This window comes from Marinomonas sargassi (genome assembly GCF_025716875.1).
In the GTDB taxonomy this organism is placed as follows: Bacteria; Pseudomonadota; Gammaproteobacteria; order Pseudomonadales; family Marinomonadaceae; genus Marinomonas; species Marinomonas sargassi.
Window position 1 is genome coordinate 126,608 of the sequence record NZ_JAOVZB010000005.1, and the last position, 13,093, is coordinate 139,700.

A 13,093-nucleotide genomic window follows, 5' to 3' on the forward strand; every position below is an offset into this window, starting at 1 on the left:
TGAAGCGCGGCATATAATATATGCCGCGCTGCTGTGGAGGGGTTCCCGAGTGGCCAAAGGGAGCAGATTGTAAATCTGCCACGAAAGTTTCGGTGGTTCGAATCCACCTCCCTCCACCATTAATTCTTTTCTATGTATTTCAACATGATACATTCAATTTCAAAAAGCGCCACTTAATTCTCAAAAGCTTTCTTACGCTTCACACCCCTATCCAGAAAAATTTATTCTACTCACTAAACATACAACACCTTAGCTACAGAATTATCATTACTCCAATACACCCCATACGAAGCTTTATGTCATATCACAACATTCGTCGATGGAAGAAACAAAAACCAAAGAGCCTACCTTTTATAAACCTAAAGAAGACAGCAGCTTAAACCCAATAGCTTCAGAATAAGGCACCCCTATATACAAACTACCATCACTAATAGCCACACCAATAAAGAAGAAACCAATCCCACCCTTAAGAGCCCAAGAAACGATAGACGATAGACGATAGACGATAGACGATAGACGATAGACGATAGACGATAGACGATAGATATCTTACAGAGAAGAAATTGGAAAGAAAGGATATTAGAGATGGTGGGTCGTACTGGATTCGAACCAGTGACCAATTGATTAAAAGTCAACTGCTCTACCAACTGAGCTAACGACCCGCTCTAAAGATTTGACACACCACTAAGTAAATCAAATGATAAACCCAAGGCGAAAACCCGATTTAAGAAAGCTTAAATGGCTCCTCGAACTGGACTCGAACCAGTGACCCAATGATTAACAGTCATTTGCTCTACCAACTGAGCTATCGAGGAATTAATCACTTAATACAAAGATTAGTGTCTGATAGTGGTGGGTCGTACTGGATTCGAACCAGTGACCAATTGATTAAAAGTCAACTGCTCTACCAACTGAGCTAACGACCCAACTATCAATGCAATGGGGTGGACGATGGGGCTTGAACCCACGACCGCCGGAATCACAATCCGGAGCTCTACCAACTGAGCTACGCCCACCATAACAAGGTGATGATAAAATGGTCGGAGTAGAGGGATTCGAACCCCCGACATCCTGCTCCCAAAGCAGGCGCGCTACCAGACTGCGCTATACTCCGAATGGCTCCTCGAACTGGACTCGAACCAGTGACCCAATGATTAACAGTCATTTGCTCTACCAACTGAGCTATCGAGGAACTAATTTTATCTACCGCAACTCATCTTATAAAAGATGGCGGAGGAGGAGAGATTCGAACTCTCGGTAGGCTATTAACCTACGCCAGTTTTCAAGACTGGTGCATTAAACCGCTCTGCCACCCCTCCGTTGCGAGCGAGGTGTATATTACTGATTTGAAATTTCAGTGCAACATTTTTTTTAATTAATTTTCACTTTTTTCAAGAATATAGCCTTGATCGACTCCAGGACGTATCCAGACATGAGAATACCAGTGATATTGACGCCCTGTATTGTCCGGCATAGTGCAGTTAATTCGCCCTCTCCCTACTCTAAAGGCCTTACTTGCCGTAGCAATCACCTCTGTATCAGAAACCCAGTCTAATGAAGCTTTCCCCTGCCCTGACACATAGCAAACAAAGTCTTTTAAGCGATATTTCCCTTCTTTAAATTTTAAAGTTAAAGAAACTGGTAAATCACCAGCATAGAAGCTACTCGACTCTTGGGAAACTAATGGCATCGGCTTTGAGTTCAGTTTGGTTTTCAGTGTCGCTAACTTAGCGTAAGCACCGGATGCAGGAAACCGAGGTAAGTTTAAATAATCCGATTCTGCACTCACCACGCCAGACTGCTGACCGAAAGCAATAATACCTTGCTCTTTAAGCATCTCATGTATCTGACTATTAGACTCGCCATAAGGATAGGCCAGCATCTTTGGAGAGGATCCCAAATTATCTTCTAAAAGAATCTCTACTGTATCTACTTCATTGCGCATTCGCGCCAGCCACTCAACATCAGATTCAGCTTCATTTTTACGCAGCATATAAGGATGGCTGATAGTGTGATTTGCAAACACACCGCCAAAACCTTGCATTTCCTTCATCTGCTCCCAAGTCAAAAAGCTACGACTTTTTCTTTGTACAGGTTCTGTATTAATAAAAACGGTAAATGGAAAGTCTCGTTCCTTTAAGATTGGAAAACCGAACTGGTAAATATTTCGATAAGCATCATCAAAAGTAATTGCCACAGCTTTTTCAGGTAAAGGCTTACCCGCTTTCAAGTCATCTAATGCCATACGCAAATCAATCACTTGAAAGTTAGCGCTCTTTAAGTAGTCCATATGCTCAGTGAACTGCTCTGGTGTCACCGAAGTCGACTTAGGTGATGTTTCGCTCACATGGTGGTATTGCAAAACAGGTATATAGTCTTGAGCTTGAGCGGTCGCACCCAATGCCAGACCTATTAACACGCTTCCAAAATAAGCTTTAAGCTTCATTCTTTTCATCCTTTCTATTCATTTTTTATCATTTTACGTGACAGACAATAAAAATAGCTAGGGAAGGCTCTAATAACATAATGCCTAGATATTTAAAGAAACGTCTGAATCCTTAGTAATTTAGCCGTTAAGGTTGCACGCTATTGGAGTTCGGGGTAGCGTATTCATTTACCCTGCACACAGAGCTTTATCATGCTAACCATTGGCACCCATGCACACCCAAGCCCCCATAAAGATGCCCTGTATATTTTATTACATCGTAATCAAGTATTGGTTGAGAAGCACCAGAACTTCCTAATCCCTTTTACTCACTTTCAGCCTAACGCCAATATGAGTGCCGTATATTGTGGGCAATGGCACAACCAAGACATCTTTGTATGCCGCTTTGAGTCCATTCCCAAGGGCTTCGAAGAAATGGGCTTACGTGATTTGTTGTTTTTACAAGATAATGACCACTATCTTCTACTAAGCCGAGCACACCAACTTTCCACATGGGATAGAGACCATCAGTTCTGTGGCCGCTGTGGCACCAGCATGGATAAAAAGCATCCTGTCGAGCACACAAAAATATGCCCTAAGTGCAACCTTCGCCACTACCCAAGAATTTCTCCATGCGTCATTATTTCCATCAGAAAAGAAAACAGCATTTTGCTCGCTCGAGGGCACCAAGCACCAAAAGGAAAATACAGCAACATTGCCGGCTTTGTTGAAGCAGGTGAAACGTTAGAGCAAGCGGTTTCACGAGAGATCTCCGAAGAGATAGGTATAAAGGTAAATAACATTCGCTATGTGGACAGCCAACCTTGGTCTTTTCCACATCAACTCATGGTTGGCTTCTTTGCAGACTATAAAAGCGGAGAAATCACTCCAGCCCCTGGCGAAATAGACGAAGCCAATTGGTACGACATCAACGATTTACCGAACATACCCAACCCAACAACTATCTCCGGCCAACTTATTCTTAAGCACATTGAGCAAATGAAGCAAAATACTGAAGGCAAGTAGCGAACATAAAACTGACACGATAACGTAATAATACATCCTTAGGATAATCGCACCTCAACCACACCCTATAGGATAAAAAATGCGTTTACTTCCGTTACTGCCACTTTGCATTGGTGCCGCTGTAATCAGCGGCTGCTCTACTCAATCCCATCAAGAATCGGTCACTTCATCTATTAAGCTGAGCTTTTTAGGCCGTTATGAGTCTGGCATCTTTGATGGCAGCGCAGCAGAGATCGTAGACTACTCTCCATCTGCAGAAGCCGCGTTTGTCGTAAACGCAAAATCTGGAAAAATCGACGTTATTTCTATTAGCAAGCCTTCTAACCCAACAAAAGTATCTTCCATCGATGTTGGTGAAGACATTACCACTGCCACAGGAATTCCAATGGGCGCCGCTAACAGCGTCAGTATTCATAAAAACATTATGGCCGTCGCGGTTGAAGCGAAAAACAAACAATCGAATGGCTACATCGCTTTTTATAACGTAGCGAACCACTCGTTCATTACCGCTTTAGAGGCAGGTGCTTTACCTGACATGGTCACCTTCTCACCTAATGGCGAATATGCTCTTGTAGCCAATGAGGGCGAGCCAAACGATGCTTACACAATAGATCCTGAAGGCAGTATCAGCATCATTTCTATCCCGAATAATATTGCAGATCTAACCCAATCAGACGTTACTCAGGTCAACTTCCAAGCTTTCGACAAAAGTGGCAGCAGAGCCCATGAGCTTCCTTCTGATCTACGCATTTTTGGTTTAAATGCCAGCGTAGCGCAAGATTTAGAGCCTGAATACATTAGCGTTTCAGAAGACAGCCGTTACGCTTATGTCTCTCTACAAGAAAATAATGGCATTGCAAAAGTGGATATCAGCAAAAAATCTATTTCTGCTATCTGGTCTCTAGGAGAGAAGGATTACAACCAAGTTGGTAATGAGCTAGACATAAGTGATAAAGATAAAACACTCCAACTTAATAATTGGCCTGTTATTGGACTCTATCAACCAGATAGCATTGCTTCATACACAGTTTCTGGCACTACTTATATAGTAACCGCCAACGAAGGTGACTCACGGGATTACGACGGCTATAGTGAGGAATTCAGGGTCAAAGACATAAGCAGTGAGTTGAACAGCACTATTGCTCTCACAAGCCCTATCAAGCACAAAATAGAAGGCTCTTTAGAAGACAGTAAAAACCTTGGCAGAATGAAATTCACCAGTACGCTGGGAGCTGAGAACTGCGACTTAATCAAAGGCAAGCCCAACAATTGCACCTACACAAAACTATATGGCTTTGGTGCACGTTCGTTCTCAATCTGGAATGGTGAAGACGGCACACAGGTTTTCGATAGTGGCAGTGACTTCGAACGCATCACCATGGAAGCGTTAGGGGAACAGGGCTTTAATGCTTCAAATGACGCTAATAAAACGGACAACCGCAGCGACGACAAGGGACCTGAGCCAGAAGCACTTACCCTAGGCAAGATTGATGGCCGAACTTATGCTTTCATTGGCCTAGAGCGTGTCGGTGGCATCATGGTGTACGACATTACCAACCCAACTCAGGGTAAATTTGTACAATACATCACTAGTCGTAATTTTGATGCTGATGCAGAAACCTCTGCAGCGGGTGATTTAGGCCCTGAAGGCATGGCCTTTGTTACAGCAGATCAAAGTCCAACAGGACAAGCCCTATTGATTGTGGGAAATGAAGTAAGTGGTACAACATCTGTTTACCAAGTCACTACCCACTAAAATATCAAACTATGGCCTTTTGATTTTCACCTAAGGTCTTCCCCCTTTGCCATTACAGAGCTCAATGGCAAAGGGGATTTTGTTTTTTTACACCTCCCTCCCAATTCGATCTAAAACCATATCAAAATAACTTGGGCAGCAAGTTTTCTTTATCTATACTAGCGGCTTCGTGAATACTGTCATCGAGACCACCATGGACGACTTATTAAAATCTATTGAATGCCAAGCCCGCAAATTAATTGGGCAAGGTAAAGTCGCGGATTACATTCCCGCTTTAGCAAAGGTTGATCCGAACCAGTTTGGCATTGCCATATACAGCAATGACGGGCAGCTTTATCATGCTGGCCAAGCTAGAACTAATTTCTCTATACAGAGTATTTCTAAGGTTTTTAGCCTTACCTTAGCCATCAAGCATTATGGCGATGGAATGTGGCAACGAGTAGGTCGTGAGCCTTCAGGAAATCCATTTAATTCCTTAGCTCAATTGGAATATGAAGCAGGCATCCCCCGCAACCCTTTCATCAACGCAGGGGCGTTAGTAATTAGCGACATGAACCAATCTCGGTTCGCATCTCCTCATTATGCTATGAGAGAATTCATTCGTCGTTTAGCTGGCAACGCCAACCTTTTATCCGATCAAAACGTTTCCAACTCTGAGTATGAGTTTCGCTCCCGAAACGCTTCGATGGCCTATTTGATGAAAGCCTTCGGGAATTTCGATAATGATGTCGAAGCCGTTCTGCGTAACTATTTCTATTATTGCGCTATGCGTATGAACTGTGTGGATTTAGCCAAGGCATTTAGCTTTCTTGCCAACAAAGGCGTATCCCATACTGGCGAACAAATACTCACTGCAAGGGAAACCGCCCAAGTAAATGGTTTGTTAGCGACAAGTGGTCTATACGATGAAGCAGGCAACTTCGCCTACCGAGTTGGGCTACCGGGAAAAAGCGGCGTTGGCGGTGGCATTATCGCCATTGTACCTAATCGCTTTTCGGTATGTGTTTGGTCTCCAGAGCTCAACAAGTCCGGCAATTCACTAGCGGGCATGGCTGCTTTAGAAGCCTTATCAGAAAGTATTGGCTGGTCTGTTTTTGGATAAAAAAAGGCTTCATCATGAAGCCTTTTAAAAACGGATAATATAAAAGTTACTCTGTAATCACCTTATAACAAGGTACATACGCCGTTCCTGGTAGTTTCATTCTCTGCTGAGCAACAAAGGCTTCTAATAAAGCATCTAATTTAGCCAACAAAGATTTATCTCCATCTATCTCAAACGGGCCAAACTCTTTAATACAAGCAACCCCTTGCGCTTTCACATTACCAGCAACAATGGAAGAGAATGCCCTTCTCAAATCCGCCGCCAGCAAATGAACCTCTTGATCGAAATGGAGGTTAAGCTGACGAACACGTTCATGGGTGGGCTCAAATGGGCGCTGGAACTCTTCAGGAATATGAAGTTTCCAATTATAGTAGAAAGCATCTTTATGCTCTTTACGGTACTGACGAACCGCTTCCATACCTTGTTTCATCACGCGAGCGACTTCCACTTCATCGTCGACGATAATGCGATATTTGCTCTGTGCCTCTTCACCCAGCACATCACCAATGAAAGCATGAATCTGTTCAAAATAATCAGCACTTTCTTTTGGACCGCTAAATACTAACGGGAAAGGAATATCCGCATTTTTAGGGTGTAATAGAATTCCTAAAATATAGAGAATCTCCTCTGCCGTTCCTGCACCGCCGGGGAAAACAATAATCCCATGACCTGCGCGAACAAAAGCTTCAAGACGTTTTTCTATATCCGGCAATATGACAAGCTGATTAACAATAGGGTTCGGGGATTCCGCTGCAATAATGCCCGGCTCGGTCAGACCTAGATAAACGCCATTTTTAATATGCTGTTTTGCATGGGCAATTGCTGCTCCCTTCATCGGGCCTTTCATCGCCCCAGGGCCACAACCGGTACAAATATTCAGCTCTCTTAAACCCAGCTCATGTCCGACGCGTTTAGTGTAATCATATTCATGACGCTTAATAGAATGCCCTCCCCAACAAACAACCATATCTGGCGTTTGCATACGACGGAATACATTAGCATTACGAAGCAACTCAAATACAACATTCGTCAGTTTGTCGGAGCTAGCATGTTCTAAGCCACGATCAAGAATGTATTCATGCTGAGAAAAAATAATGTCTCGCAGCACACTAAATAACATCTCACGAACACTATTAATCATTTTACCATCAACAAAAGCACTAGCAGGTGCATTTCTCAGCTGCAGCTTTACTCCTCGCTCTTGTTGAATGATCGAAATCTCGAAGTCATCGAATTCATCCATCATGGCTTCTGGGTCATCAGAATCACTACCACAGTTTAAAATCGCTAAAGCACAACGATGAAATAAATCATGAAGCGAATCAGACTTCTCTGACAGGCGATAAATCTCATCCTGAGACAACATTTCCAAAGAACCTTTCGGTGCGACCAAAGCATCTACACGATTTTGATTACTCATAAACACCATCCTTATATTTACTGCTTTTTATGTATCCATATTGACTGTGTATCTAATCTTTATCAAGTAAACTTATAAATATATTTTAAAATCAAACACTTAAACCTGATCTAAGTGTCTTACATCATCAAAAGCAGCAAACATTATAGAAAAGGGTCGTGTTACCAAATGTTGTCATATAACAACATATAGACTTAAAAATTACACTTCCAATACCCAAAGGTTACTTTGTTACAACAAAAGCTGTGATTAAATCTCATTCGCACATTAATTTGTGCACAAGGATGACGGACAAAAAATCAGGGAAGATAGTTATTTATTCTATGCAACTACATCTATTGAAAAATAATGCGTCGCACAGAAAACCTCAGCTGCTTCCAATGGTTCCCTAGCCTCTTTTTTTCCCCATCAAAACAACAGGTTCTAAATGAAGTGGTACCACTTCATTTAGAACCTTCGTTAACAATAAAAAGAATATATCGAGGTAATAATGAAAGTAAGTAATAGAGTTGGTCTCTTCTCGATGTGCTTTGCAATGTCTTTCCCCGTAGTAGCGGAAGAAACATTAAGGATTGCGACAGTCAGCAACCCTGACATGGAAAGGATGCAAAAACTCTCCCCCCACTTCACTAAAGCTAACCCAGATATCAAACTCGATTGGGTTGTCTTAGATGAAAACTCACTTAGACAAAAAGTAACGACTGATATTGCCACGAAAAGCGGCCAATTCGATATCGTAACAATCGGTGCCTACGAAACCCCTCTTTGGGCCAAACAAGGTTGGTTGGTTGATCTAAAAGGTATGCCTGCTGAATATGATGCGCAAGACATATTCCCTGCCGTGCGAGAAAGCCTTTCTTATGAAGGTGGCCTTTATGCTGCACCTTTCTATGCTGAGTCCTCTTTCACCATGTACCGATCTGATCTGTTCGATAGCGTAGAACTTGTTATGCCAGAGCAGCCAAGCTGGGACTTCATCGAAAGCGCCGCAGCCAAAATCAGCGCCAAACATACAGATGTCAATGGCATTTGCTTAAGAGGTAAAGTCGGCTGGGGTGAAAACATGGCTCTCATCATGTCCATGGCGAATTCATACGGAGCTCGCTTATTCGATATGGAATGGCAGCCTGAACTCACCGGCGACGCATGGGGTAAGACAATAAATGACTACACTCGTTTGTTGCAAAAATACGGCCCTGAACAACCTGAGCAACAAGGCTTTAAGGAGCTACTAAACCTCTTTAAAGATGGAAAATGTGCTATCTGGATTGACGCCACAGTGGCTGCATCAGCCATTACCGACCCAGCTACTTCGTCTGTAGCAGATAAGGTGGCCTTTGCTTCCGCTCCAGATGCAGGGTTAGGCAAAAAAAGTAATTGGTTATGGTCATGGGCTCTGGGCGTATCCAATGCTTCAGAGAAACAAGAAGCAGCTAAACGCTTTGTTCAATGGGCGACATCTAAGGAATACATTGAACTAGTCGCCACTTCTGAAGGCTGGTCGAATGTACCACCGGGTACACGTCAGTCCTTGTATCAAAACCAAGACTACCTAGCAGCAGCCCCTTTTGCTGAACTCACTCTATCCGCCATTTTAAGTGCGGAGCCTAACTCTCCAGCCGTTCAGGAAGTACCTTACAAAGGTATTCAATTTGCTGACATTCCTGAATTTACAGGCATCGGTACGGCTATTGGGTCTCAGGTGGCAAGAGCATTAAAAGGTGATATCAGTGTCAGCGAAGCCCAAGAGAATGCCCAATGGGTTACTTCTGAAGTTATGTCGCATGCTCACTTTATTGGCAATAAATAACCTTTATCAAAATAGCAGGCTTAATTAGCTTGCCAAAAAGTAATATTCAAAAAATATAATAAAACGGAATAATTATTATGAACAATCAAAATCAATCCGTTGCAGAAATGGATGATGAGCAACTCCCCGTTGCCCCCCATAGACTGCATGGAGCACGTCACTTCCTAGGGCTCTACGCTGCTGAGCACGTCGCCGCCACAGAGTTTGTAATTGGTGCTGCATTCGTTGCATTAGGTGCAACAATTTACGACATTCTAATCGGCTTAATGATAGGTAATACCTTAGCCGTCATGAGTTTCTGGTTGATCACTTCGCCTATTGCGGTGAAAACACGACTCAGCCTTTATACCTATATAGACAAACATATGGGGGAGAAATTCTCACGGTTTTACAATGGCGCCAACGTCGCCATATTTACCGCCATATCGGCCGCGATGATAACGGTATCGGCGACCGCAGTGAGGGCATTATTCGATATTCCACCACAAACCTACCCATACCCTACTAGCTTGTACTTTGCCATTGTGGCTTTTGCAGTTGGTACTATCGTAGTTGTCGTGGCATATAAAGGCTTTAATGTCGTATCAGACTTCGCCAGTATTTGTGCGCCTTGGTTGATGCTTATGTTCACCGCAGGTGGCATGGTATTGATTCCAGCATTAAACGAATCACTAACAGGCTATACGTCACTGAACAGCTTTTCTGACTTCATCAGCTTAGCTGGCGCCACGGTATTCACAGGTGTCAATGCGGAAGGGCAGCCCGGCATAGGTATCTGGGAAGTTATTGGCTTTGCTTGGGCGGCTAACACTTTTGCACACTTTGGCTTAGTGGACATGGCATTACTACGCTACGCGAAGAAAACTCGTTATGGTCTAGCAACAGCAACTGGCATGATGTTTGGTCACTATGTAGCTTGGATTTCAGCGGCACTAATGGGTGCAGCAACAGCGGCACTAATGAAAACCAGCATTGCGATTGTTGAACCGGGTGATGTGGCTTGGTACGCCTTAGGGGCAACTGGCTTTGTTATCGTAATTGTTGCCGGTTGGACAACCGCCAACTCTAACCTTTACCGTGCAGGCCTTGCAGCACAAGCTGTTTTCCCTGAGGTATCACGTACACAGGTGACTTTATTGGTCGGTATTGCCGTGGTAGCAGGTAGCTGCTTCCCTTATGTATACCGAAACATTCTGCCGCTATTAACTTATGCTGGCCTAATACTGGTTCCCATTGGTGGTATTGTATTCGCGGAGCAACAGATATTCCCTAGAATTGGCTACAAAGCAAACTGGTTCCAGCTAAAGGGCATTAAGGACAATACTCCAGCACTAGTTACTTGGGCGATTTCACTGGTATTCGGTTTTACCCTAAATGCCATCAACATCATCCCATTCTTCTACTTGTTCCTACCAACTTGGTTCGTATCCATTGCGGTTTACACCATATTGGCGAAGAAACATGGTGCAGCCGATAGCTATCCAGAAGCAGAAAAACGCTTAGCGGAACACGAAAAAGAAGTGGAATCCTACCACGCTCAATTGGCTAAAGAAGAAGCGGTTGTTGTGAAAGAAAAAGACACCAGCTTACTAACTAAAGCCATTCGTGCCACTTGGATTGTCATCGGTATCGTAATACCTGCAATTCTAGCTTGGCGTGTGCTGTTTAATAGCCCAGACCTATTCACTTACTATGAAAATAGAGAGATGTTTTACGACCTAGCAATTTGGTGTACTGTCATCTACTTTGTCTTCGCTTGGTGGGATCTACAAAGGTCTAAAAAGCTAGGCTAATTACAAAGCAAGTTAGCTAAATAACAAAAAGCCAGAACCCTCATTATATTGAGTGTTCTGGCTTTTTCACTTCTAAACTACTTAGATCGAACTTACCCTAATGGCTAATCATCCAAGGCCGCTGTGATGGAAATACCTTACTACCATCTGGCAATAGCACCACCTGCTGCTTTAAAGCACTTTGCTCTGGCCTATATTCAGAGCAACCACAACCTCGATGTCCCTTGCTCATAGCAAACTTTTGCTTTTCATCCGCTTCAGCCCTTGAATCTAGCGTAGAAATAATCGGACTATGACGAGCTTCTTCATTGGTCTCTATGGCTTTCTTAGAGTCAGGAGACATAGCCAGTACAGATGGAGCCACCAAGATAACAGGCTTACACTGTATTCCACACTCAGGGCATGGAACCGCTTCTCCCGCTTTATCTATGGCCACCAGCTCGTGAAACAAGCCATGTTCAGCACATTTAAAATCATAGATAGGCATATCAACTTACCTCCAACTATTTATCTGCTGAACGAGGGATATCAATACTGCCATCTAAATGAATGTCCGGTCCCTCTGCATTAGGTTGCACATCAAAGTTAAAGATATCTGTTGGCAGCCATAATGTGGCACAAGCATTCGGAATATCTACTACACCACTTATATGGCCTTGCACCGGAGCACAGCCAAGAATCGCATAAGCTTGTGCTTTACTGTAACCAAACTTGGTTAAGTAGTTAATGGCATTCAAACACGCCTGACGGTAAGCAACATGAACATCTAGATAATGCTGTGTTCCACCCTCATCAACGGATATACCTTCAAAGATCAAGTAATCATCGTATTTAGGTGTGATTGGACTTGGTTTAAAGATAGGGTTCTTAATAGCATATTTTTCCATTCCGCCCTTAATCAGGTTCACACGCATGTGAATCCAACCAGCCATTTCAATCGCACCACAGAACGTAATCTCGCCATCACCTTGGCTGAAGTGTAAGTCACCGACACTCAAACCAGCATCTTTTACATAAACAGGGAAATAGACTTTCGAGCCACGAGATAAATCCTTAATGTCACAGTTACCACCATGCTCACGGGGCGGTACAGTTCTCGCACCTTCTGCTGCTGCATTATCCCTTTCCTCTCCTTTCATACGTCCCATATGTGCCGTATCTGCATAGGGTAAGGTTGCCAGCGCTGGCGTACGATCTGGCTCAGTATCATATAAAGCTTTTTCGCGAGTATTCCATTCTTCCAGCATGTCTTTAGAAGGCAAACAACCAATCAGGCCTGGGTGAATTAGACCTGCAAACTCAACACCCGGAATATGACGAGAGCTGGTAAACATACCCTTAAAATCCCAAATGGATTTTTGTGCTTCAGGAAAATGCTCCGTTAAAAAGCCACCACCATTTTGCTTAGAAAAGAAGCCATTAAAGCCCCACTGGCTGTCGTCGAAGGTACCAATATCAAGAATATCAACGACCAATAAATCTCCCGGCTCAGCACCTTCAACACCGACAGGGCCAGATAAGAAATGCACCTGAGATAAATCAACATCACGGACATCATCGGCAGAATCATTGTCTTTAATTTGTCCACCAGTCCAATCGACACACTCAACAATAAAGTCATCTCCCGGCTTCACCATAGATACCATTGGGATATCAGGGTGCCAGCGATTATGGATCTTATCGTTGTCATAAGGGGATTCTTTCAAATTAACTTTAATAATTGTTTCAGCCATTGTTCTCTCCATTCGTCTTCAAAAATAA

9 protein-coding genes and 8 tRNA genes are annotated in these 13,093 nt (G+C 43.4%); 6 read left to right on the forward strand and 11 right to left on the reverse strand.

The genetic code is table 11. The features are described 5' to 3' along the window. Positions 1 to 35 precede the first annotated feature (35 nt). Positions 36 to 119: transfer RNA gene (locus OFY17_RS11380), tRNA-Tyr, on the forward strand. A 467-nt stretch (positions 120 to 586) separates the two neighbouring features. Here the strand turns inward: OFY17_RS11380 and OFY17_RS11385 are convergent. From OFY17_RS11385 to OFY17_RS11420, 8 genes are all read right to left on the reverse strand, one after another. Beyond that, a tRNA-Lys gene (locus OFY17_RS11385) sits at positions 587 to 662 on the reverse strand. A 77-nt stretch (positions 663 to 739) separates the two neighbouring features. Beyond that, positions 740 to 815 (reverse strand) — tRNA-Asn (locus tag OFY17_RS11390). 35 nt (positions 816 to 850) lie between these two features. Next, positions 851 to 926: transfer RNA gene (locus OFY17_RS11395), tRNA-Lys, on the reverse strand. Between the two features lie 14 nt (positions 927 to 940). Beyond that, positions 941 to 1,016, reverse strand: a tRNA-His gene (locus tag OFY17_RS11400). Between the two features lie 21 nt (positions 1,017 to 1,037). Further along, positions 1,038 to 1,114 (reverse strand) — tRNA-Pro (locus OFY17_RS11405). Positions 1,115 to 1,116: 2 nt separating this feature from the next. Continuing rightward, a tRNA-Asn gene (locus OFY17_RS11410) sits at positions 1,117 to 1,192 on the reverse strand. 36 nt (positions 1,193 to 1,228) lie between these two features. Further along, positions 1,229 to 1,319: transfer RNA gene (locus OFY17_RS11415), tRNA-Ser, on the reverse strand. Between the two features lie 56 nt (positions 1,320 to 1,375). Beyond that, positions 1,376 to 2,446 carry a polysaccharide deacetylase family protein gene (locus tag OFY17_RS11420; RefSeq protein ID WP_263530862.1) on the reverse strand — a complete coding sequence of 357 codons (1,071 nt, stop codon included), beginning with the start codon at positions 2,444 to 2,446 and terminating at the stop codon, positions 1,376 to 1,378. A 192-nt stretch (positions 2,447 to 2,638) separates the two neighbouring features. On the opposite strand from OFY17_RS11420, the gene nudC reads away from it, so the two are divergent. The 3 genes from nudC to glsB all read left to right on the forward strand — a co-directional run bounded on the left by nudC (position 2,639) and on the right by glsB (position 6,309). Then, complete coding sequence (nudC, locus tag OFY17_RS11425; RefSeq protein WP_263530863.1) at positions 2,639 to 3,451, forward strand: NAD(+) diphosphatase; 813 nt, start codon at positions 2,639 to 2,641, stop codon at positions 3,449 to 3,451. A gap of 79 nt (positions 3,452 to 3,530) precedes the next feature. Next, the gene (locus OFY17_RS11430) at positions 3,531 to 5,207 is read left to right on the forward strand and encodes a choice-of-anchor I family protein (RefSeq protein WP_263530864.1); all 1,677 of its coding nucleotides are present in this window, start codon (positions 3,531 to 3,533) and stop codon (positions 5,205 to 5,207) included. A 193-nt stretch (positions 5,208 to 5,400) separates the two neighbouring features. Next, positions 5,401 to 6,309, forward strand: a complete 909-nt coding sequence (gene glsB, locus OFY17_RS11435; protein WP_263530865.1) for a glutaminase B — start codon at positions 5,401 to 5,403, stop codon at positions 6,307 to 6,309. 46 nt (positions 6,310 to 6,355) lie between these two features. Here glsB and ppnN read toward each other — a convergent pair whose 3' ends face one another. Further along, a complete protein-coding gene (ppnN, locus tag OFY17_RS11440; RefSeq protein WP_263530866.1) occupies positions 6,356 to 7,729 on the reverse strand; it encodes a nucleotide 5'-monophosphate nucleosidase PpnN in 1,374 nt (457 codons plus the stop codon). A gap of 490 nt (positions 7,730 to 8,219) precedes the next feature. Between ppnN and OFY17_RS11445 the strand changes: the two genes are divergently transcribed. Both OFY17_RS11445 and OFY17_RS11450 read left to right on the forward strand, forming a co-directional pair. Next, positions 8,220 to 9,539, forward strand: a complete 1,320-nt coding sequence (locus OFY17_RS11445; RefSeq protein WP_263530867.1) for an ABC transporter substrate-binding protein — start codon at positions 8,220 to 8,222, stop codon at positions 9,537 to 9,539. Between the two features lie 77 nt (positions 9,540 to 9,616). Then, the gene (locus OFY17_RS11450) at positions 9,617 to 11,332 is read left to right on the forward strand and encodes a purine-cytosine permease family protein (protein ID WP_263530868.1); all 1,716 of its coding nucleotides are present in this window, start codon (positions 9,617 to 9,619) and stop codon (positions 11,330 to 11,332) included. Positions 11,333 to 11,429: 97 nt separating this feature from the next. Here OFY17_RS11450 and OFY17_RS11455 read toward each other — a convergent pair whose 3' ends face one another. Together OFY17_RS11455 and fmdA are read right to left on the reverse strand one after the other, a co-directional pair. Continuing rightward, positions 11,430 to 11,819 (reverse strand): FmdB family zinc ribbon protein, encoded by a 390-nt coding sequence (locus OFY17_RS11455; protein WP_263530869.1) that lies wholly within the window; start codon positions 11,817 to 11,819, stop codon positions 11,430 to 11,432. 16 nt (positions 11,820 to 11,835) lie between these two features. Then, positions 11,836 to 13,065, reverse strand: a complete 1,230-nt coding sequence (fmdA, locus tag OFY17_RS11460) for a formamidase (RefSeq protein ID WP_263530870.1) — start codon at positions 13,063 to 13,065, stop codon at positions 11,836 to 11,838. Positions 13,066 to 13,093: the final 28 nt, after the last annotated feature.

What these genes read in the sequence shown, in the direction of transcription:
- fmdA (WP_263530870.1), bottom strand. Translation starts at nt 13,065, where the DNA reads ATGGCTGAAACAATTATTAAAGTTAATTTGAAAGAATCCCCTTATGAC.
- nudC (WP_263530863.1), top strand. Translation starts at nt 2,639, where the DNA reads ATGCTAACCATTGGCACCCATGCACACCCAAGCCCCCATAAAGATGCC.
- OFY17_RS11445 (WP_263530867.1), top strand. Translation starts at nt 8,220, where the DNA reads ATGAAAGTAAGTAATAGAGTTGGTCTCTTCTCGATGTGCTTTGCAATG.
- OFY17_RS11420 (WP_263530862.1), bottom strand. Translation starts at nt 2,446, where the DNA reads ATGAAGCTTAAAGCTTATTTTGGAAGCGTGTTAATAGGTCTGGCATTG.
- OFY17_RS11450 (WP_263530868.1), top strand. Translation starts at nt 9,617, where the DNA reads ATGAACAATCAAAATCAATCCGTTGCAGAAATGGATGATGAGCAACTC.
- OFY17_RS11455 (WP_263530869.1), bottom strand. Translation starts at nt 11,819, where the DNA reads ATGCCTATCTATGATTTTAAATGTGCTGAACATGGCTTGTTTCACGAG.
- glsB (WP_263530865.1), top strand. Translation starts at nt 5,401, where the DNA reads ATGGACGACTTATTAAAATCTATTGAATGCCAAGCCCGCAAATTAATT.
- ppnN (WP_263530866.1), bottom strand. Translation starts at nt 7,729, where the DNA reads ATGAGTAATCAAAATCGTGTAGATGCTTTGGTCGCACCGAAAGGTTCT.
- OFY17_RS11430 (WP_263530864.1), top strand. Translation starts at nt 3,531, where the DNA reads ATGCGTTTACTTCCGTTACTGCCACTTTGCATTGGTGCCGCTGTAATC.